The organism is Cupriavidus laharis (assembly GCF_914271435.1).
In the GTDB taxonomy this organism is placed as follows: Bacteria; Pseudomonadota; Gammaproteobacteria; order Burkholderiales; family Burkholderiaceae; genus Cupriavidus; species Cupriavidus laharis.
In genome coordinates, this window is sequence record NZ_CAJZAI010000009.1 from 1 (window position 1) to 19,671 (window position 19,671).

Consider the following 19,671-nt stretch of genomic DNA (forward strand, 5'->3'; position numbering starts at 1 on the left):
GATCGTGTGGGGCAAGGACCGCGACGAAGCGCTCGCGCGCATGCGCCAGGCGCTGGCGGCGTACCACGTGGTGGGCTTGTCGACCAACGTCGCCTTCCTGCAGCGGCTGGTGAAGTCCGAGGCGTTCCGCACGGCCGACCTCGACACGGGGCTGATCGAGCGCAACGAGGCCGCGCTGTTCCCGCCGCCCGCGCCGGTCGGCATGGAGATCATCGCGCTGGCGACTGCCGCGCTGCTCGACCGCGAAACGCGCGAGCGCCGCATCGACGCGGCCGACCAGCATTCGCCGTGGACGCATGCCGGTGCGTGGCGTCTCAATGGCGGTGCCACGCGCACGTTGCGCTTCGCTTATGGCAGCCACACGCTGGACGTGACGCTGACCGCGAACGAGCGGGGCAGCACGCTGATCTATGCCGACCAGGCGGCACCGTTCCGGGCATCGTGCCAGGCCGACGATATCCGCGTGGACCTTGGCACCCGCCGAGCGCATGGGCAGGTCCACGTGGAGGGGGATGATTTCCACGTCTTCAACGCAGGGCGCCACGCGGTGCTCGGCTGGCTCGACCCGCTCGCGCACGCGGGCGAGACCGAGGGCGAGGGCGGCAAGCTGACCGCGCCGATGCCGGGCAAGGTTATCGCCGTCATGGTCGAGCCCGGCAGCACGGTTACGCGTGGTACGCCGCTGCTGGTGATGGAAGCGATGAAGATGGAGCACACCATCAGCGCACCGGCCGACGGGGTGGTCAGCGAGATCCTGTACGGCGTGGGCGAGCAGGTGGCGGAAGGGGCGCAACTGCTGGCGTTTGAAGGCAAGTAGGTAGTCTGCCCTGCCGGCTTCGTGGGAAGCAGCCAGCAGATTTCATCGCGTCTGCTGGCTGGACCGGACCATGCCGTAGTGCGACAGTCGCGGCGGCCACGGTATGACTTTTCCCCGCGTGAAAATAAGGCTTTTCCTACGCGTGGCTCAATGCGCTGTGGCTAGAATCGCCCGATCCCAGCATGTCACCCGGTATCCCCCATGTTTCGAGCGTTCTGCCAGATCTTTCTCTGGGCCTTGCTGACAGCCACCTCGGCCCGCGCAACGTGTACCGGAAACGGGGTCACGTCAACCGTCGCGCTGCCCGCCAGCCTTACCGTCCCGCGAGACTTGCCGGCCGGGAGCATCATCTACGACACAGGCTGGGTCGGGAACAGCTCTGCCTATATCCAATGCGATCCGCTGGATACATGGAGCTACGGCTATTCCGTGCCGATGACCCCGACGGCAAGCGGTGGCGTCTATGAAACCAGCGTCCAGGGCATCGGCGTCAGGACCGGATGGTCGAACACGCTCGGCGTGCGGCCTGGCGACATCACCCAGGCAATGATTCAGGATTGGCCGCGCATGCAGCTGACGCTTCCGAATATCAAAGGCGCATACCTGCCGCCCGCTCTGTATCGTGTCCAGCTTATCAAGACGGGGGATATCGCACCCGGCGTCATCGCGTTTCAGAACCCGATCGCGACGTCGATATATGGTGGCATTGTTGCCACCTCAACCAACTTCACCAGTACGCAGGTCAATATCAAGACGGCAGGTTGCCGTGTCACCAACAGCAACATCACCGTCAATCTTCCGAAGGCAAGCGCGCAGGGCTTCAGCGGCGTCGGATCGACACAAGGGACCACCGCCTTCAGCATTCCGCTGGTTTGCGATGCAGGCATCAACGTTGCCTACGAACTGGACGGGCCAGCGGACGCATCCAATGCTCCCGGCGTCCTGGCAAACCAGGCGGGGAGCGGGATGGCTACCGGCGTCGGCGTACAGGTCCTGCAAGGAAACGCGCCAGTCACGCTCGGCGCAGTGTCGTCTCCCTATATCCGAACCACTAGGGACAACGAGACGGTCAGCATTCCGATGGCCGCACGGTATTACAAGACCAGCCAGGTCGTGACCAGCGGAAGCGTGAACGCCATCGCGACGCTGAACATGAACTACCAGTAGTTGCCGCCGGTCCGCCTTGCGCCGATGCGCTTCGGCGGCCGGGCGTACGGGAACAGAGGAAATGCCCCGCCAGTGCGGGGCATTTCCATTGGCGGCTTGTCGTCTTCGGCGGAGGTGGACAAGCCGCAAGCGTGCACGCTGCGGGGAGCCGGTTTCCCGCCATTCGCCCCCGCGGCGCATTCCTCTGCCAAAATAGCTCTTTGAACCCCCAAAATCGCTGGAGACACCATGAAGTTGCAGTTGTATGTCCCTGACGGCCGTTACGATCCTTGGATCGAAGGCTTCGCCGAGGCGCTGCCGGAAGCCGAATGCGTGATCTGGGACGACAGCCGTGGCGAATCCGCCGATTACGCCGTGGTCTGGCGCCCACCCGTGGAAATGCTGCGTGGCCGCACCGACCTGAAGGCGGTGTTCAACCTCGGCGCCGGCGTGGACGGCATCCTGCGCCTGCGCGACGAGGACCCGGACGCATTGCCCGCCGGTGTGCCGATCGTGCGGCTGGACGATGCCGGCATGGCCGCGCAGATGGCCGAATACGTCACCTATGCCGTGTTGCGCTATTTCCGCCGGCTGGACGATTACGCCGCCCAGCAGCAGGCCGACAACTGGAAATTCCTCAAGCCGCACCGCCGTGCGGACTTCACCATTGGCGTGATGGGTGTCGGCACGCTCGGCACGCATATCGCGCGCACGCTGGCCGGTTTCGGCTTCCCGGTGCGCGGCTGGAGCCGCACCGCGCGTGCCATCGAGGGTGTGGTGGGATTCCATGGTGACGCCGGCCGCGCGCCATTCCTGGACGGATTGCGTGTGCTGGTCAATGTCCTGCCGCTGACCCCGCAGACCGAGAACATCCTGAATGGCGAACTGTTCGGCAAGCTGGCGAAAGGCGCCTACGTGATCAATGTCGCGCGCGGCCAGCACCTGGCCGAAGAGGACCTGCTTGCGGCCGTGCAGGCCGGCCAGATCGCGGGCGCGACGCTCGACGTATTCCGTACCGAGCCGCTGCCTGCCGGGCACCCGTTCTGGCAGGAGCCTCGCATCACCATCACACCGCATATCTCGGCATTGACGCTGCGCGAGGACAGCATCGCGCAGATCGCGGGCAAGATCCGCGCACTGCGGGCAGGCCAGCCGATCGCGGGCGTGGTCGACCTGCAGCGCGGCTACTGAATCGCCGCAACGAAGAAAACATCAGACATTGGAGACAGCCATGAACCTGCCCAACTACGTGAAGATCGTCGAGGTCGGACCGCGCGACGGCCTGCAGAACGAGAAGGCCATGGTGCCGACCGACGTCAAGGTGGCGCTGATCAACCAGCTGACCGAGGCCGGTTTCGTCAATATCGAGGCGGCGTCTTTCGTCTCGCCCAAGTGGGTGCCGCAGATGGCCGACGGCGCAGACGTGATGGCGCGCATCCAGCGCCGTCCCGGCACGCTGTACTCGGTGCTCACGCCCAATATGAAGGGTTTCGAGGGCGCGGTCGCAGCAGGCGCCGACGAGGTGGTGATCTTCGGCGCCGCGAGCGAGGCGTTCTCGCAAAAGAACATCAACTGCTCGATCGCCGAATCGATCGCGCGTTTCGAGCCCGTGGCCGCCGCCGCGAAGGACAAGGGCATCCGCTTGCGCGGCAGCATCTCGTGCTCGCTGGGCTGCCCCTACCAGGGCGAGGTGCCGGTGAGCGCCGTGGTGGACGTGGTGCGCCGCATGCGCGAACTGGGCTGCGACGAGATCGACATTGCCGATACCATCGGCGTGGGCACGCCGGGCAAGGTGCAGGACGTGATGCGCGCGGCGTCGGCGGAATTCGCCCTCGACCGCCTATCGGGACATTTCCACGACACCTATGGCCAGGCGTTGTCGAACATCCTGGCCAGCCTGGAAGTGGGCATCTCGATCTTCCATGCGTCGGTGGCTGGCCTGGGCGGCTGCCCTTACGCCAAGGGCGCGACCGGCAACGTGGCGACCGAGGACGTGCTGTACATGCTGCACGGGCTGGGCATCCATACCGGCATCGACCTCGAGGCCGTGGTGCGTACGGGCGACTACATCTCGCAAGCGATCGGCCGTACCAACAGCTCGCGCGTGGGCCGGGCGCTGCTGACCAAGTGGGCGGCAGCCAGCGAAGCCACGCCCGCGTGCGCGTGAGTCAACGACACCAGGAAATCAAGGAGCGAGAATGAGCCAGTCCGTTGACCAGGGCAGCGCCGCCCAGGCCGAAGCATTGCCGGAATCCGCACAGCGTGTCGCAGGCCTGCTGGCCGAACTCGGGCATGATCGTCCCGTGGTGATGCTGCCGGCCACCGGCAAGACCTCTGCCGAGGCCGCTGCGGGCCTGGGCTGCAGCGTGGCGGAGATCGCCAAGTCGATCATCTTCCGCCGCGTTGAAGACGATGCGCCGGTGCTGGTGATCGCCAGCGGCAGCAATCGCGTGGACGAAGCCAAGGTGGCGGCGCGCGTCGGCGCACTGGGCAAGGCCGATGCCAGGTTCGTGCGCGAGAAGACCGGCTATGCCATCGGCGGTGTCTGCCCGATCGGCCATGCGGTGCCACCGGTGATGCTGCTCGACCAGGACCTGTTCCGCTATGAACGCCTGTGGGCCGCCGCTGGGCATCCGCACGCGGTGTTCAACCTGACGCCGCAGCAGTTGCAGCAGATGACCGGCGCGGAAGTAGCGGATGTGGCACAGGGGGCGGCGGCATGAGCCCCGAGTTGCGGCCCGGCTTCGAGTTCACGTGGCAGTACACGGTGCCGGCCAAGGCCACCGTGCCGCGCCTCTACGACGACATCCCGATGTGCACGGAGATGCCGGACGTGCTGGCCACCGGGTACATGGTCGGCATCATGGAGTGTGCCTGCCTGCAGGCACTGCGCGACCACCTGGACTGGCCGCGCGAGCAGACGCTCGGCACGCTGGTCAGTTTTTCGCATCTCGCCGCCACGCCGCCGGGTATGACCGTCACGGTCAAGGGCCGGCTGGTGGAGGTGGACGGGCGCAGGCTGCGCTTCGAATTGAGCGCCTGGGATGGTGAAGACAAGATCTCGGAAGGCGTGCACGAGCGCCACGTGATCGATGCCGAGCGCTTCAACCAGAAGATCGCCGCCAAGGCTGTCCGGGCCGCTGGCTGAGACGATGGCGCTGCCGGCCGCCCTCATCAAGGACATCACGCGCCGCGCACGCTCGGCGCAGACCGCGCAGCCGGTGCCTTCGCCATGCCGCAACGTATGCCGCATGGACGCGGCCAGCGGCTATTGCGAAGGCTGCCTGCGCACCATCGAAGAGATTGCCGGCTGGTCGGCCATGTCGGAGGACGACAAGCGCCGCATCTGGGCGCAACTGCCGCAGCGCGCCGCCTGGCTGGCCGGATAGGAGACCATTGCCTTGAGCGACACCACGCCCCCGCAGTTGCCGGCCACCCTGCGCGTCTTCGAGCGCGGCTGGCTGTCGGCCAACAACATCCTGTTCGTCGACGGCGGCGACACCGCGCTGGTGGACAGCGGCTACGTCACGCACGCGCCGCAGACGGTGGCACTGGTGGAGTCGGCATTGCAGGGGCGTCCGCTGAAGCGGCTCATCAACACCCATCTGCATTCCGACCATTGCGGCGGCAATGCCGCGCTGCAGGCGCGCTGGCAGCCGCAAACGTCGATTCCCGCCGCCGAGGCGGCTGCCGTCTCGGCATGGGATGTCGATGCACTGACTTACAAGGCCACCGGCCAGCAATGCGACCGCTTCACGTTCGATACGCTGCTGCATGACGGCGACACGCTGCGCCTTGGTGGCATCGATTGGCAGGTCGTCGCTGCACCGGGGCACGATCCGCATGCCGTGATGCTGTTCGCGCCGCAGCCGCGCATCCTGATTGCCGGCGATGCGTTGTGGGAAAACGGCTTCGGGGTGATCTTTCCCGAGCTGGAGGGGGAGAGCGGGTTTGCCGAGCAGGCGGCGGTACTGGAGCGCATCGTGGAGCTGGATGCGCACGTGGTGATTCCCGGCCACGGGCGTCCCTTCACTGACGTGGCCGCCGCCGTTGAGCGTGCGCGTGGCCGGCTTGCTTACCTCGGCGGGGATCCGCAACGCAATGCGAGCCACGCGGTCAAGGTGCTGGTCAAGTTCAAGCTGCTGGAGGCGCAGCGGATCCGTCGCGATGCATTGTTGGCCTGGATGCAGGGGGCGCCACTGATGGCGGCCATTCACCAACGCTTTATGGCTGACCAGTCGATGGAGGAGATTCTGTCGCAGACGCTGCGGGCGTTGGCCGGGGTTAGGGCGTTGGTTGTTGAGGGGGAGGTGGTGGTGAATGTGGACTGATTTTGCTGCTGGTGTGCTTGGCGGGCGCGGCTGTTTCGCCGGCGTAGCCGGCGAGTTCCTTTTTGTCCAAGCGACAAAAAGGAACCAAAAAGCGCGTTTTTGTGGCTGACGAAGGGCCGACGTGCTGACGGTCCAGTGGCATAACCAGACTGCCTGCCGCGTAGATGATTAGGATGGGAGAGGGCGTGCGAGCGAACCCGGATTACGGAGTGGTCCCTTCTAACAGCGATATCGCGTGGACGCCTACGGCTGCGCTGCGCGCGGCTCGGAGTCTGGGTTTCGGGGGCGCGGCCCGAACCACGATCTGGTGACGAAGCGCTTGGCGCATGTGCCATGCGCGAGGTAACGAAGCAGGCCTCGTGGCGCCAGCGAGAGTGATGAGCCTCCTGTCCGACTAGGACGCGCGCGCAGCGCAGCCGAAGGTGTCCCACCGATGACGCTGTTGGAACGCTGTACCCGAGTCCAACTTGGGGATCGTACAAAAGCCGGTTATCGGAGGCACTGGTTCTGACTCACTGCGCGTAGCAGGTTGGAACAATAGCCAAGCCTCGTGAGACCAAAGCCGCTGGAACCATAGAAGCGCACCGTTGATGGCCAGCCGCCAGGCGACGCGTTTCTTGCCTACTTCTTGTCGCTCGGACAAGAAGTAGGTCGCCGGCTACGCCGGTGAAACAGCCACGCTTGCCAAGCACAACAACCCAGTCAGGCCACAAAACTCAAAACGTCGTCCTGAACCCCACCTTCACACTTCGCCCTGGCAGCGGCGCAATATCCCGCAGGATCGACGACGCATTCCGTGCCTCCTGGTTGGTCAGGTTGTCACCACGCAGGTAGACCAGCGTCTGCGTGCCCGAGGTCTTGAACTTGTAGGTCAATGCCAGGCTCAACAGCGTGTAGGCATCGGTAGGCGTGTCGTTGACCGGCACGCGCGTCTGCTTGGCGGCGTAAGTTACATCCACACGCGCACCCCACGGGCCAGCGCCATAGACCAGTGCGCCGCCGAGGCGCAAAGGCGCCAGCCGCGGCAGCGGCTCGCCGGTGTCGCGGTTTTCCCCGCGCACATAGTCCGCCCGTGCCTCGAAGTCCAGCGTATCGCTCGACGTCAGCATCTTCTGGAACAGCCGCGCCTTGCCTTCGGCCTCGAAGCCATACAGCGTGGCAGGCACGCCCAGGTACTGGAACTCCGGTAGCGAGTCGGGACTGCCCGAAGCGACGACATCGCCAGCCTCGTCGCGCGCGCGGCCCGTGGACATCAGCGCGAGGTAGTTGGCGAAGCGGCTGTAGTAGCCCGACACGCTCGCGCTGTGCGGGCCGTACTTGTAGCGCATGCCGAGGTCGACAGAGGTGGCGCGCTCCTTGCTGGCATTGGGATCGCCCAGCTCCCATGCGCCGGTGGCGACGTGCGGCCCGTTGGCGTACAGCTCGTAGAAGGTCGGCGCGCGCTCGGTGTACGACACATTGCTGGTCAGCGACCACAGCGAATTCAGCTTGTAGAGCAGGCCCGCCGAGGCACTGGTGGCGTTGAAGCTGCGGTTGGCGTCGCTGAAGCGGTCGTTGCCGTTGGCGCTGGCCGCGATGCTGCTGTGGTCCAGCCGCCCGCCGAAGTTGAGCTTGAAGTCGCCGGCACTGTCGAGCGGCAGTTCCTCGAACACGAACAACGCGGCGTTGTCGGTGTCGGTGCTCGGCACGAACGCTTCCTCGCCGAGCGCGGAGAACTGCGTGTGGCCGAACTGCGTGCCGACCACCCCGCTCATCCGGCCGATCTTTGCGTGCCTGGCCTCGAAGCGCGCGTCCCAGCCCTGGTTCTTGAAGATGGTGCCGGTCTCGCCGTTCTCGATTTCCTTGTGCTCGTAGTCCGTGTAGCTGAACTTGCCCTTGACGGATTCCAGGATGCCGGAGGTATTGGCTTGCAGGTTGCGCGCCTCGCCTTCAAGCGCGAAGCGGTCCTGGCGCATTTTCAGCCGTACATCGTCCTCGGCCGGCGTGCCGTATTCGTTGCGGTAGGCGCTGTAGTTGGCGCCGATGAAGCCGTCGGCCCAGGTGTAGGAGCCGCCCAGGGAGCCGCCGTCCTGCTGCGCGCTGGTGTTGGGCAGGCGGCCGCTGGCCTCGGTCTCGCCCTCGGGCAAGGGCTGGCTGGCGCGCAGGCGGTCGCTGCGCGCAAAGCCCGGGATATGCAGGTCGCTGGTCTTGCGCGCGAACGCATCGGCGTGGATTGCGAACTGGCCGTTGCCGGCTTCGACCAGCGCGCTGGCGTTGCGCGCCACGTCGCCGCCGGCGGTGGCGCTGGCGTCGACTGCGCCGCCGATGCCTTCGATGGGCTCGGTCGGGATGCGGTTGTCGATCACGTTGACCACGCCGCCGATGGCGTTGCCGCCGTACATCAGTGCAGCCGGACCACGCACGACTTCAATGCGCTCGGCCACCAGCGGGTCGATCGGCACGGCATGGTCGTAGGACAGCGTCGAGGCATCGACCGTTGATCCCCCGTTCTGCAGCACCTTGATCCGGTCGCCATCGAGGCCGCGGATTACGGGACGGCTGGCATTGGGGCCGAAGTAGCTCGACGACACCCCCGGCAGCTTGTCCAGCGTTTCGCCAAGCGTGCTGTTCTGGCGCAGCGACAGCGCGTCGCCGCTCAGCGCGGAGACCGGCGCGACCATGTCGTTGAGCTCGCTGCCGAGCGGGTTGGCGGTGACCACAACCTCCTTGAGGGTTGCAGCAGGGGGCGTGGTGGTGGCGGCCGGTTCGCTGGCGGTCTGGGCGAACGCGCCGGTGGAGACGATCAGGGCAGCAATGGCTGCCAGCGGCGTGCGCCGCAGCATGTGATGTTGCAGGGTAGAAGACATGGCTCGCGATTCGATGCGATGGCAATCGGGCGGACGGCCGTGCCAATGCCGGCATGGCGGGAGCCCCGCACGATGCAGTGCGGGCCCGTGCGGAAAGCCGGCCGGCGTGGACGCGCGCGTTCGTACTGGGGCCGGCGGCATGGCCGCGGCCCGGAATCAGGCGAAGGCGGGCGTGTGCGCCGGTGGCGCGCGCGAGCGGAAGGGGTAGGCGGAAGGAAGATCGGGCCAGCGCCAGGCCAGGTTGGCCGGCTTGACCGGTTTGCAGAAGGCCAGCGTGACTGCCGGCATCTGGCCGCAATGGCTGTCGGCGACGGTGGCGCCATCGAACAGCACGCATGAGTGGCCAGCCAGCTTCTGCGCGAACGGGCTGGCATCGCCATGGTCGGCAGCGCTCGCTTCGGCTGCCATGGCCGGCAGCGGCGTGCCCATCAGGCCGCCGTGCACGATGCGGTGCGTCAGGCCCGCGTGCTGCGCAACGAGCAGGCACAGCGCCAGCCACAGGGTCATCCACAGCCCCGGGCCGCGCGCGCGCAGGCGGGCGAAGCGCCCGGTGATCTCAGCGATCATGCGGGTGGCCACAGTCGCAGTCGCCATGCGCGTGGTCATGGCCGTGATGATGGCCATGGTCGTGATCGTGGCCCTCGTCGTCGAAGGCGTCTTCCCAGGTGGGGAACGGGTCCGGATACGCGGCCCAGGCATCGGGGCCGGCCGTCATTTCCGCGTCGGTCAGCAGGCAGGCGTCGAGGAGGGCTTCGAGCGCGACGCGGTCCAGGTCCAGGCCGATCAGCGCCAGTTCCTGGCGGCGGTCGCCGTAGGGGGCCAGCTGCCCATTGTCGAGCATGTCGGCGTCGAGCGCGGCACGGTCTGCCGCATCGGTCGGCCATTCGGACGGGTCGAGCGAGGCCCACCACGCGCCGGCCGCGGCCGGACGGCACACGCCGCCGGCCTGGGCCCAGTCGCCGGCGATGCCCATGCGGCTGGCCAGCCAGAACAGGCCCTTGGAGCGCAGCACGTTGCCATGCTCGCGCATCCATTCTGTGTGGATCAGGTCGGCAAAGCGGCCAGGGTGGAACGGGCGGCGGCGCCGGTACATGAAGCCGCTGACGCCATGGGATTCGGGCAGCGACTCGCCGCGCTGCATGGCCAGCCAGCCTGGGGCGCTGGCGGTGTCCTCGAAGTCGAACTGGCCGGTGCCCAGTATCTGCCCGGTAGCGACATGGCCGAAGCTCGTCGCGATGATGCTGGCGCGCGGATTGAGCGCGCGAAGGATCGCCTCGAGCTGCGCCAGCGCGTCCGTGCCGACGAGGTCCGCCTTGTTCAGTACGATCACGTCGGCAAACTCGGCCTGGGCGATCAGCACATCGACCACGGTGCGGTCGTCCTCATCGTCCTTATCGCCATCGTCAGCATGCGGTTCGCCGCGGTCCTGCAGGAATTCCGCATCGTTGACGTCGCGCAGGAACGTCGACGCATCCACCACCGTGACCAGCGTGTCCAGACGCAGCGCCGTGCCCGCGCCATGCTCATCCTCGAAGAGGACGGCCTCGGCGATTGCCATGGGATCATCCGTTCCCGAGGTTTCGAGCAGCAGATGGTCGAAGCCGCCGCTGCCGGCCAGCTTGCCGGCCTCCGGCAGGCTGCCGGCCACGCCCACGCGCTTGCCACTGGTGGCGGCAAGGATATGCTGCAGCAAGGTGGTCTTGCCGGCACCGGTGTATCCGGACAGCACGGTGAGGGGCAGGCGATCGGCCATGGGAATGAAAGAGGACGCGCACAGGGCACGCCGTCAGGCATACCCAGTGCTATTGCAACAAGGTTGCGACTGTACCAGAAAGGGACTGCCGCCAACAGCGACAGGCTTCCACCATGGTAGTGCCGTCGCCGTGCCGCGACAAAGCAAAACGGCCCGGAGATCCGGGCCGTCAGGGTTGCCAGTAGCCGGCCGCGCGCCGGCGCCCGGCTCAGTCGCCGAACAGTTTCTGGCGCAGTTCGCGGCGTTGCTGGGCTTCCAGCGACAGCGTGGCGGTCGGGCGGGCCAGCAGGCGCGGCACGCCGATCGGCTCGCCGGTTTCCTCGCACCAGCCGTAATCGCCGGCTTCGATACGGGCCAGAGACTGTTCCACCTTCTTGAGCAGCTTGCGCTCGCGGTCGCGGGTACGCAGCTCCAGGGCGTGCTCTTCCTCGATCGTGGCGCGGTCAGCCGGATCCGGCACGATGACCGTTTCGCGCAGGTGTTCCGTGGTCTGGTCCGCGTTCTTCAGGATTTCGTCACGCAGCTGTTCAAGGCGATTCTTGAAGAAAGCGAGCTGCGCTTCGTTCATGTAATCCTTGTCGCTCATCTTCAGGATTTCAGCTTCAGTCAGAAGTTTGTTGCTGCTCATGGTTGCTGCTGATTCTCTTGTTGATCCGACCGGCGGCGTCTGTGTCCGCTCGGGTGCTGTGTCCGCGTGCTTGCGCGGGGCGGACGTTTCACTCTGGCTGGCTGCAGCCTTGCTGCTTCGCGGGCCTCCCTTGGCCTCGCCCGCGCCGGCGTGAGCCGTACCGCCGCGGGGAGCTGGCGCAGCCTTCACCGACTGCGCCTTGAGCGTCTCTGCCGCGGCACTACCTGTCTTGCTGCGGCTTTCTTTCGTCTTTGTTGCGGCTGTCATGGGGACACCTCTCTCTCGCGTCGGTATGGAACGGCGCGTGTCGGGTACCCCAAGCGGAGGGCGGTCTCCGCACGAAGCCCTGCGACCGCACCTGCCGGCGGCCTGCCTCATGCTGACGACAACCGCCGCCCTGCCGTCCACCTGGTTCAGTGGACCATACCGGCGGCGGGAAAAAGGTGCGCCGCCAGTATCAAATCCGGCCTATTGTACTTGAACAAATTTTTTCGAGATACGGGAAAGGCCGAGCCATGGCTTCGGTGTTTCCCCGGTACCCCGAACGGGGGGACATGCCGGAGGCGACGCGTGGCGAGGGGCCGCCGTAGGGCGGCTGCCGCACTCAGGCCAGACAGTTGGCCAGGCCCTTGAGAATGGCATCCCGGGGCAGGTCCACGCCGATGAACACCATTTTGGTGCCGGGAGTCTCGTCCTCCCATTTGGCGCCGACGTCGCTGCCCATCAGCTGGTGGACCCCCTGGAACACGACTTTCCGGTCCACACCTTCCATATATAGTACGCCCTTGTAGCGCAAGAGTTTTTCGCCGTAGACGGCCAGGATGCCGGACAGGAATTCCTCGAGCTTGCCGTAGTGGAACGGCTTGTCGCTGCGGAAGACGAACGATGCGATGCGGTCGGTGTGGTGGTGGTGGTGGTGGTCGTGACCGTGGTCATGGCTATGGTCGTGGCCGCAGTCCGCGCCGCAATGTTCGCCGTGCTCGTGCTCGTGGTCATGGTCGTCTGCGCCGAGGAATTCCGGGTCGATCTCGAGCTTGGCGTTCAGGTTGAAGCCGCGCAGGTCGAAGATGGTGTCGATCGGCGTTTCGCCAAAGTTGGCCTGGCGGATCGGCGCCCGCGGGTTCATGTGCAGCAGGCGGTGGCGCAGGTCGGCCACTTCGCCTTCGCTGACCAGGTCCGACTTGGTGATGAAGATCGCGTCGGCAAAGCCGACCTGGCGCTGCGCCTCTTCCTGCTTGTCGAGCTGCAGGTGGGCATGCTTGGCGTCGACCAGCGTGACCACCGCATCCAGCAGGTAGCGCGAGGCGATCTCGTCGTCCATGAAGAAGGTCTGCGCCACCGGGCCCGGATTGGCCACGCCGGTGGTTTCGATGACCACACGGTCGAAGCCGATTTCACCGGCGTCGCGCCGGGTCATCAGGTCTGACAGCGCCTGTACCAGGTCGCCCCGGATGGTGCAGCAGATGCAGCCGTTGCTCATCTGCACGATCTGCTCGCGACCGTCCTGCACCAGGATCTCGTTGTCGATGTTCTCCTCGCCGAATTCGTTCTCGATGACGGCGATCTTCATGCCGTGCTGCTCGTTGAGGATGCGCTTGAGCAGCGTGGTCTTGCCGCTGCCGAGGAAGCCGGTCAGGATCGTGACCGGGATCAGTTTGGACATGGGTGGGTTCTCCGGGGAATAGGGGGCCTCAGGGGTGATCTCAGGACGTGCTGTCGGGGCGCTGCGCCAGGCGCGCGCCGCAGTCGGCGCACACGCCGTTCACGGTCAGTTCGACATGTTCGATGGCAAAGCCGCTGGGCACGCGCGGGGTGGCGGGCTGCGCCGGCATGCTGCCGTCGTCGAGGCAGAATGTGCGGTCGCAGCGCGTGCAGTGGAAATGGCTGTGCTGGCGATGCACCTCGGCGCGGGCAGCCTCGTGCTCGACCAGGCTGAAGCGGAACACGCGGTCGTTGCCGGCGCGCTTTTGCGCCACGCCTTGTTCCACCAGCCAGTCCAGTACGCGATAGACCGTGACGCGGTCGATGGCCTCGCCTTGTCCGGGCAGGCGGTCGATCACGGCCTGGTGGGTCAGGGCCTCGTCGCTGCCGATCAGGCAGGCGAGGATGCACAGCCGCGGCTGGGTCACGCGGGCACCAAGTCGGCGCAGGCGCTCCTGGGCAGCTTCGAAGACGGCCGGCGGGGGGGCGGGCTGGCTCGGGGTGAGGCGGGTCATGCCGGGGATTTAACCATAGGCCCCGCGCTGTTGCAATTCAGTTGCGTGTGGGGCGGTGAGCCGGCGGCCCGGGATCGCAGGTTGCCTGCGCCGCACACCAATCCATTGGATTGCGCCTATGATCGGCAAGGAGTCCACGCCGCCACCAGCTGTCACCAACCGCCAAGACCGGAGACAAGCGATGCTGAACGATGCAAGCGCGTTGCTGTTCCCCAATTTCGAACCCTTCCGGCGCCGGGTGGGCCGGGCGGGCGAAATCGAGATCGCCGGCGTGCAGGGCGGCTCCGGCCCGCCGCTGCTGCTTCTGCACGGACACCCGCAAAGCCACCTGATCTGGCATAAGGTCGCCCCGGTGCTGGCCGATCATTTCACCGTCATTGCCACCGACCTGCGCGGCTACGGCAGCAGTTCGGCGCCGGCCGGCAACGCCGGGCACGAGAACTACAGCAAGCGTGCCATGGCGCAGGACCAGGTTGCCGTCATGGCCGCGTTCGGCTTTCACCGCTTTGCGCTGTGCGGTCACGACCGCGGCGCGCGCGTGGCGCACCGCCTTGCCGTGGACCATCCGCAGGTGGTCGAACGCCTGATGCTGCTCGACATCGCGCCGACGCTGGACATGTACGAGCGCACCAGCATGGCGTTCGCCGCCGCCTACTGGCACTGGTTCTTCCTGATCCAGCCCACGCCGTTCCCTGAAACGCTGATCAACGCCGAACCCGATTTCTATCTGAGCAAGCTGATGGGGCTGCGCCACGCCGGCCTGTCGCCGTTTTCGCCGGATGCCATGGCCGCCTATACCGCGGCCATGCGCGAGCCGGCGCGCGTGCATGCCATGTGCGAGGACTATCGCGCGGCAGCGACCATCGACCTCGAACACGACCGCGCCGACCGCGAAGCCGGGCGCGGGCTGGAAATGCCGCTGCGGGTGCTGTGGGGCGAGCACGGCGTGGTGGCGCGCTGCTTCGAGCCGCTGGCCCTGTGGGAAGCGCTCGGCACCAGCGTCAGCGGCAAGGCGCTGGACTGCGGCCACTACATCCCGGAGGAAGCGCCGCAACTGCTGCTGGAGGAAATGCTCGCCTTCTTCCGTTAGCCTCGTTCTGCCAGCCACCTTCCTGTTGTGACATCAGGATGCGCGCGGGTTAGCCCTGATTCCGCCTGGATGTCTGCAGTTGCTAACATCGACCCCCGGCCCGGGTCGCCGTACAGCGGACGGGCGGCGCTGCCAACAGCCATCCATGGTAGATCGCGCAACGGAACTCCCCCGCAGATTGCGCACAGACCGCGTCATGACACGCGGCATCCGGCACCGGCGGCGCTTTGCAGACGGAAGCAAGGAACAGGAGAGCACTATGAAACGAGTTGCAAAATTGGTCGCCGCAGTCGCGGCAATGGGCGCGATGAGCGCATTTTCCGGCGCACAGGCGCAGGATTATCCGGGCAGCAAGCCTGTGTCGGCCGTAGTGCCGTTCGCCGCCGGCGGTCCGACCGACAAGGTCGCGCGCGAGCTGACGATGATCATGTCCAAGCACCTGGGCACCCAGATCGTGATCGAGAACCTGGGCGGCGCGGGCGGCACCATCGGTGCCAAGAAGGTGGCACAGGCCAAGAATGACGGCTACACCATCCTGATCCACCACATCGGCATGTCCACGGCGCCGGCGTTGTACCGTAACCTGGGCTTCGACCCGCTCAAGGACTTCGAAATGATCGGCGAGATCGCCGACGTGCCGATGGTGATGGTCGGCAACAAGAACCTGCCGCCGAAGACCTTCAAGGACCTGCTGCCGTACATCAAGGCCAACGCCAGCAAGCTGTCGATGGCCAATGCCGGCCTCGGCTCGGCCTCTCACCTGTGCGGCCTGCTGTTCCAGAGCGCGATCCAGACCGAGCTGACCACCGTGCCGTACAAGGGCACCGCGCCGGCGCTGACCGACATCCTCGGCGGCCAGGTCAACCTGATGTGCGACCAGACCACCAACATCGCCGGGCAGCTCAAGGCTGGCGCCCTCAAGCCGTATGCGGCCATGCAGTCGCGCCGCGTCGAGGCGTTCAAGGACATCCCGACCGCGGCCGAGCAGGGCCTGCCGGGTGTCGAAGTGAAGATCTGGCATGCCATGTACGCGCCCAAGGGTACGCCCAAGCCGGTGATCGACAAGCTCTCTGCTGCGCTGCAGAAGGCCGTCGCTGACCCGAACTTCCGCGCCAAGATGGCCGAGCTCGGCGCCGAAGCCGTGCCGGCGCAGCGCGCTACGCCGGATTCGCTGCGCACCTTCCTGAGCGCGGAAATCAACAAGTGGACGCCGATCATCAAGAAGGCTGGCGTCTATGCTGACTGAGTGATATGAGAGCCCCGGGGCGCCAGTCGGTGCCTTGGCCTCATGCAAGCAAAAAAGCCATGCCGCTGCGCATGGCTTTTTTGTTTTGCGGGCTTCCGAACCGCATAGGGCATTGCAGCGTCCTATATTGGTCTGACTGCGCCTCTGCCAGCCTGGCTGCGTGGCCGGGGACTGGCCCTTGAAACCAGCACGATGCGTCGCCACCTACCGTCCTGACATATTCACGGAAGCCACCATGGAACAGTATCACGGCACTACCATCGTCAGCGTCCGCCGCGGCAATCAGGTCGCGCTGGGCGGTGATGGCCAGGTCACTCTCGGCAATATCGTGATGAAGGGCACCGCGCGCAAGGTGCGCCGCATCTACAACGGCAAGGTGCTGGTCGGGTTTGCCGGCAGCACCGCCGACGCGTTTTCGCTGCTGGACCGCTTCGAAGCCAAGCTGGAAAAGTACCAGGGCAACCTGACCCGCGCCGCGGTTGACCTCGCCAAGGACTGGCGTTCCGACCGCGCGCTGCGCCGGCTGGAGGCCATGCTGATTACCGCCGACCGCGATACCACGCTGGTCATTACGGGCAACGGCGACGTGCTCGACCCCGAAGGCGGCATTGCCGCGATCGGTTCGGGCGGCGCGTACGCGCAGTCGGCCGCCAAGGCGCTGGTGGAGAACACCGAGCTCGCGCCCAAGGATGTGGTCGAGAAGGCCCTGACCATTGCCGGCGAGCTCTGCATCTACACCAACACCAATTTCGTCATCGAAACGCTGGAATGAGCACCGGCCGGCCCGCGCACGGGCCGGCGAGCCCTACTGAACGGATACCATGCCGCATACCATGACCCCGTCGGAAATCGTTTCCGAACTCGACAAGCACATCATCGGCCAGAACAAGGCCAAGAAGGCCGTGGCCGTGGCGCTGCGCAACCGCTGGCGCCGCCAGCAGGTGGCCGAGCCGCTGCGCCAGGAAATCACGCCCAAGAACATCCTGATGATCGGCCCGACCGGCGTCGGCAAGACCGAGATCGCGCGCCGCCTGGCCAAGCTGGCCGATGCGCCGTTTATCAAGATCGAGGCCACCAAGTTCACGGAAGTCGGCTACGTCGGCCGCGATGTCGACACCATCGTGCGCGACCTGGCCGAGATGGCCATCAAGCAGACGCGCGAGTCCGAGATGAAGAAGGTGCGCACCAAGGCCGAAGACGCGGCCGAGGACCGCCTGCTCGACGTGCTGCTGCCGCCGCCGCGCGACATCGGCTTCTCGCAACCGGAAGAGAAGGATTCCAACACGCGCCAGGTGTTCCGCAAGAAGCTGCGCGAAGGCCAGCTCGACGACAAGGACATCGAGCTCGAAGTCGCCGCCGGCCTGCCGAGCATGGACATCATGGGCCCGCCGGGCATGGAGGAAATGACCGAGCAGATCCGCTCGATGTTCGCCGGCATGGGCCAGGGCAAGAAGCATCGCCGCAAGATGAAGGTGAAGGAAGCCTTCAAGCTGCTGATCGACGAAGAGGCCGCCAAGCTCGTCAATGACGAGGAGCTCAAGCACAAGGCCATCACCAACGTCGAGCAGAACGGCATCGTGTTCCTGGACGAGATCGACAAGATCGCCAACCGCAGCGAGCTGGGCGGCGGCGAAGTGTCGCGCCAGGGCGTGCAGCGCGACCTGCTGCCGCTGGTGGAAGGCACCACCGTGAGCACGAAGTACGGGATGATCAAGACCGACCACATCCTGTTCATTGCCTCGGGCGCGTTCCACCTGTCCAAGCCGAGCGACCTGATCCCGGAACTGCAGGGCCGTTTCCCGATCCGCGTCGAGCTGGAGTCGCTGTCCGTGCAGGACTTCGAGGCCATCCTGACGCAGACCGACGCCAGCCTGACCAAGCAGTACCAGGCGCTGCTGAAGACCGAAGAGGTCGAATTGCAGTTTGCGCAGGACGGCATTCGCCGCCTGGCCGAGATCGCGTTCTCGGTCAACGAGAAGGTCGAGAACATCGGTGCGCGCCGTCTGTACACGGTGATGGAGCGGCTGCTGGAAGACCTGTCGTTCCACGCCAGCAAGTCTTCGGGCGAGACCGTGACGATCGATGCGGCTTATGTGAACGAGCGGCTGGGGGATCTTGCCGTCAACGAGGATTTGTCCCGATACGTGCTGTAAGTGGATAGCGGGGCAGCCATCAAAAAAGGGTGCACCGGAGTGCGCCCTTTTTTTGTGCCGCATCTGGCTCATGCCAGGCCAGCCTCATCCACACGCCATGCATTTCCTATGATGGAAAGGCGCCCGATCTCCGACGCAGTGACGGCGCAGGCAATCGGGTCCAGCGGCAACCGGCTCGTCGGTAGCGTCGGGGTTCGCGAACGATGCACCCAGTGTCGGCAGTGCCGGGTGACTCCTTTTCTTGCGGAGCCTGGAAAATGACGGAAAGGCCGTTCTCCGGGCGTGTTGGGAGAATTCCATGGACGTCAACCAGAAACAAACCGTGATCGCCCTGAACCAGCTGATCGAGGTCGACAGGGACAGCGAACTGGCCTGCATGGCCGGTGCCCGTGAGGTGCACAATGCGGAGCTTCGCGACATTCTGGCCAGTACTGCGGAAACCTGCCGCGCCTCGGCCAGGGAACTGCAATCGATGGTCAGCGCCATGGGCGGCGAACCATCGGACCGGGGCAGCATGAACGGCATGTTCGCGCGTAGCTGGATGGCCTTGCGCCATATGATCTCGCCGAACGATGACGATGCCGTGCTGGGGCTGTGCGAGCGTGAGGAAGAAGCGGCCAGGCGCCAGTACCAGTCCGTACTGATGAAGCCGCTCCCGCCGGAAACTACGGCTGCGGTCCAGCGCCAGTATGACTCGCTGCGGCAGCACCACGACCGGCTTCATGCCATGCGCGGCATGCAGATTCACTAGCGTTAAACACTACCAGCAGATACGGTCGTTCCAGATCTGTAATCTGTATCTGGATAAGGAAGGGGCAGCCGGATGCCGCGGCTGCCCCTTTTCTTTTCGCCTGGAGCCCAAGCCAGAGATCTGTTGTCTGCCCGCCAGTCTAGCGTCGCGCACGGCGCTGCACGCCGGTGCCCGATGCGGCGTAGTGCCACAGTTGTCCATGTCAGTGCCTTATGTCAGCGCCTCATGTCAGGGCGTATCGGGGTGCCACATGCCGGTAAGGTTGGTAAGCATTGGTAAGCACGCTGGCGCACATCGCCCGCACAATGCGACCCTTGCGCACCTTGAGCCGAATGGCAAATGCGGGAGCCGCCGCATTCGAACAACCTACTGGCAGGAGGAAAACATGGTGAAGACACAATTCAGCCGCGTGGTGATCGTAACCGCCGGCCTGTTGGCCGCACTTGCTGCGGCGACTGCCTTCCTGTGCATGCGTCCGGTGGATGCAGCCGCGGGCGTTCCGCAACACGGCAGCCTGGGCGCCGCGGCCGTTGCCGCAGCGACGTTGGCACTGCAAGCCGGGGAGCTTTTCACACTGGCGGACCGCCACGCCAGCGATGCCCTGCGCGTCGTCGCGCAGGGCGACGGTCCCGACGGCGCAGGCGATGCGCTCGAGTGGGACTACGTGCAGCTGCGCCTGTAACCGACCACCGCA

General features: G+C 65.8%; 20 protein-coding genes. 14 read left to right on the forward strand and 6 right to left on the reverse strand.

Going from position 1 to position 19,671, the window contains the following annotated elements; translation table 11 throughout:
• The 8 genes from LDO29_RS17920 to LDO29_RS17955 all read left to right on the forward strand — a co-directional run.
• Positions 1-817 (forward strand): acetyl-CoA carboxylase biotin carboxyl carrier protein subunit (locus LDO29_RS17920; RefSeq protein WP_290369596.1); only part of this gene is annotated, 817 nt, incomplete at its 5' end.
• A gap of 201 nt (positions 818-1,018) precedes the next feature.
• A complete protein-coding gene (locus tag LDO29_RS17925) occupies positions 1,019-1,984 on the forward strand; it encodes a fimbrial protein (protein ID WP_224081149.1) in 966 nt (321 codons plus the stop codon).
• 228 nt (positions 1,985-2,212) lie between these two features.
• Positions 2,213-3,154, forward strand: a complete 942-nt coding sequence (locus tag LDO29_RS17930) for a 2-hydroxyacid dehydrogenase (RefSeq protein WP_224081150.1) — start codon at positions 2,213-2,215, stop codon at positions 3,152-3,154.
• 40 nt (positions 3,155-3,194) lie between these two features.
• Positions 3,195-4,130: a hydroxymethylglutaryl-CoA lyase gene (locus LDO29_RS17935; RefSeq protein WP_224081151.1), complete on the forward strand. Its 936-nt coding sequence runs from the start codon at positions 3,195-3,197 to the stop codon at positions 4,128-4,130.
• A 31-nt stretch (positions 4,131-4,161) separates the two neighbouring features.
• Positions 4,162-4,686, forward strand: a complete 525-nt coding sequence (locus LDO29_RS17940; RefSeq protein ID WP_224081152.1) for a YbaK/EbsC family protein — start codon at positions 4,162-4,164, stop codon at positions 4,684-4,686.
• On the forward strand, positions 4,683-5,111 hold the full coding sequence (locus LDO29_RS17945; RefSeq protein WP_224081153.1) for a thioesterase family protein: 429 nt from the start codon (positions 4,683-4,685) through the stop codon (positions 5,109-5,111). Before LDO29_RS17940 ends, LDO29_RS17945 begins: the two co-directional genes overlap by 4 nt.
• 4 nt (positions 5,112-5,115) lie before the next feature.
• Complete coding sequence (locus LDO29_RS17950) at positions 5,116-5,352, forward strand: DUF1289 domain-containing protein (RefSeq protein ID WP_224081154.1); 237 nt, start codon at positions 5,116-5,118, stop codon at positions 5,350-5,352.
• 36 nt (positions 5,353-5,388) lie between these two features.
• Positions 5,389-6,294 (forward strand): MBL fold metallo-hydrolase, encoded by a 906-nt coding sequence (locus tag LDO29_RS17955; RefSeq protein ID WP_396022685.1) that lies wholly within the window; start codon positions 5,389-5,391, stop codon positions 6,292-6,294.
• A 716-nt stretch (positions 6,295-7,010) separates the two neighbouring features.
• Here LDO29_RS17955 and LDO29_RS17960 read toward each other — a convergent pair.
• From LDO29_RS17960 to LDO29_RS17985, 6 genes are all read right to left on the reverse strand, one after another.
• On the reverse strand, positions 7,011-9,140 hold the full coding sequence (locus LDO29_RS17960) for a TonB-dependent receptor (RefSeq protein ID WP_224081156.1): 2,130 nt from the start codon (positions 9,138-9,140) through the stop codon (positions 7,011-7,013).
• Positions 9,141-9,296: 156 nt separating this feature from the next.
• Entirely contained in the window at positions 9,297-9,764 is a 468-nt protein-coding gene (locus LDO29_RS17965; RefSeq protein ID WP_396022686.1) for a hypothetical protein, read from the reverse strand.
• Positions 9,697-10,893, reverse strand: a complete 1,197-nt coding sequence (locus LDO29_RS17970; RefSeq protein ID WP_224081157.1) for a GTP-binding protein — start codon at positions 10,891-10,893, stop codon at positions 9,697-9,699. Before LDO29_RS17970 ends, LDO29_RS17965 begins: the two co-directional genes overlap by 68 nt.
• 208 nt (positions 10,894-11,101) lie before the next feature.
• On the reverse strand, positions 11,102-11,521 hold the full coding sequence (dksA, locus tag LDO29_RS17975; protein WP_224081158.1) for an RNA polymerase-binding protein DksA: 420 nt from the start codon (positions 11,519-11,521) through the stop codon (positions 11,102-11,104).
• 604 nt (positions 11,522-12,125) lie between these two features.
• Positions 12,126-13,184, reverse strand: a complete 1,059-nt coding sequence (locus LDO29_RS17980) for a CobW family GTP-binding protein (protein ID WP_224081159.1) — start codon at positions 13,182-13,184, stop codon at positions 12,126-12,128.
• Between the two features lie 40 nt (positions 13,185-13,224).
• The gene (locus LDO29_RS17985) at positions 13,225-13,737 is read right to left on the reverse strand and encodes a Fur family transcriptional regulator (RefSeq protein ID WP_224081160.1); all 513 of its coding nucleotides are present in this window, start codon (positions 13,735-13,737) and stop codon (positions 13,225-13,227) included.
• A 181-nt stretch (positions 13,738-13,918) separates the two neighbouring features.
• On the opposite strand from LDO29_RS17985, the gene LDO29_RS17990 reads away from it, so the two are divergent.
• The 6 genes from LDO29_RS17990 (at position 13,919) to LDO29_RS18015 (ending at position 19,659) form a co-directional block, all read left to right on the forward strand.
• On the forward strand, positions 13,919-14,827 hold the full coding sequence (locus LDO29_RS17990; RefSeq protein ID WP_224081161.1) for an alpha/beta fold hydrolase: 909 nt from the start codon (positions 13,919-13,921) through the stop codon (positions 14,825-14,827).
• Positions 14,828-15,086: 259 nt separating this feature from the next.
• Entirely contained in the window at positions 15,087-16,073 is a 987-nt protein-coding gene (locus LDO29_RS17995; RefSeq protein WP_224081162.1) for a tripartite tricarboxylate transporter substrate-binding protein, read from the forward strand.
• Between the two features lie 235 nt (positions 16,074-16,308).
• Positions 16,309-16,845, forward strand: a complete 537-nt coding sequence (gene hslV / locus LDO29_RS18000) for an ATP-dependent protease subunit HslV (protein WP_211946918.1) — start codon at positions 16,309-16,311, stop codon at positions 16,843-16,845.
• 49 nt (positions 16,846-16,894) lie between these two features.
• Complete coding sequence (gene hslU, locus LDO29_RS18005) at positions 16,895-18,226, forward strand: ATP-dependent protease ATPase subunit HslU (protein ID WP_224081163.1); 1,332 nt, start codon at positions 16,895-16,897, stop codon at positions 18,224-18,226.
• Positions 18,227-18,524: 298 nt separating this feature from the next.
• Entirely contained in the window at positions 18,525-18,977 is a 453-nt protein-coding gene (locus LDO29_RS18010; RefSeq protein WP_224081164.1) for a PA2169 family four-helix-bundle protein, read from the forward strand.
• Positions 18,978-19,362: 385 nt separating this feature from the next.
• Positions 19,363-19,659, forward strand: coding sequence for a hypothetical protein (locus LDO29_RS18015; protein WP_224081165.1), 297 nt, complete (start codon positions 19,363-19,365; stop codon positions 19,657-19,659).
• Positions 19,660-19,671 lie beyond the last annotated feature (12 nt).

Coding starts and splice junctions, on each gene's coding strand:
- LDO29_RS17925 (WP_224081149.1), top strand. CDS start 1,019: ATGTTTCGAGCGTTCTGCCAGATCTTTCTCTGGGCCTTGCTGACAGCC.
- LDO29_RS17930 (WP_224081150.1), top strand. CDS start 2,213: ATGAAGTTGCAGTTGTATGTCCCTGACGGCCGTTACGATCCTTGGATC.
- LDO29_RS17935 (WP_224081151.1), top strand. CDS start 3,195: ATGAACCTGCCCAACTACGTGAAGATCGTCGAGGTCGGACCGCGCGAC.
- LDO29_RS17940 (WP_224081152.1), top strand. CDS start 4,162: ATGAGCCAGTCCGTTGACCAGGGCAGCGCCGCCCAGGCCGAAGCATTG.
- LDO29_RS17945 (WP_224081153.1), top strand. CDS start 4,683: ATGAGCCCCGAGTTGCGGCCCGGCTTCGAGTTCACGTGGCAGTACACG.
- LDO29_RS17950 (WP_224081154.1), top strand. CDS start 5,116: ATGGCGCTGCCGGCCGCCCTCATCAAGGACATCACGCGCCGCGCACGC.
- LDO29_RS17960 (WP_224081156.1), bottom strand. CDS start 9,140: ATGTCTTCTACCCTGCAACATCACATGCTGCGGCGCACGCCGCTGGCA.
- LDO29_RS17965 (WP_396022686.1), bottom strand. CDS start 9,764: ATGGCCATCATCACGGCCATGACCACGCGCATGGCGACTGCGACTGTG.
- LDO29_RS17970 (WP_224081157.1), bottom strand. CDS start 10,893: ATGGCCGATCGCCTGCCCCTCACCGTGCTGTCCGGATACACCGGTGCC.
- dksA (WP_224081158.1), bottom strand. CDS start 11,521: ATGAGCAGCAACAAACTTCTGACTGAAGCTGAAATCCTGAAGATGAGC.
- LDO29_RS17980 (WP_224081159.1), bottom strand. CDS start 13,184: ATGTCCAAACTGATCCCGGTCACGATCCTGACCGGCTTCCTCGGCAGC.
- LDO29_RS17985 (WP_224081160.1), bottom strand. CDS start 13,737: ATGACCCGCCTCACCCCGAGCCAGCCCGCCCCCCCGCCGGCCGTCTTC.
- LDO29_RS17990 (WP_224081161.1), top strand. CDS start 13,919: ATGCTGAACGATGCAAGCGCGTTGCTGTTCCCCAATTTCGAACCCTTC.
- LDO29_RS17995 (WP_224081162.1), top strand. CDS start 15,087: ATGAAACGAGTTGCAAAATTGGTCGCCGCAGTCGCGGCAATGGGCGCG.
- hslV (WP_211946918.1), top strand. CDS start 16,309: ATGGAACAGTATCACGGCACTACCATCGTCAGCGTCCGCCGCGGCAAT.
- hslU (WP_224081163.1), top strand. CDS start 16,895: ATGCCGCATACCATGACCCCGTCGGAAATCGTTTCCGAACTCGACAAG.
- LDO29_RS18010 (WP_224081164.1), top strand. CDS start 18,525: ATGGACGTCAACCAGAAACAAACCGTGATCGCCCTGAACCAGCTGATC.
- LDO29_RS18015 (WP_224081165.1), top strand. CDS start 19,363: ATGGTGAAGACACAATTCAGCCGCGTGGTGATCGTAACCGCCGGCCTG.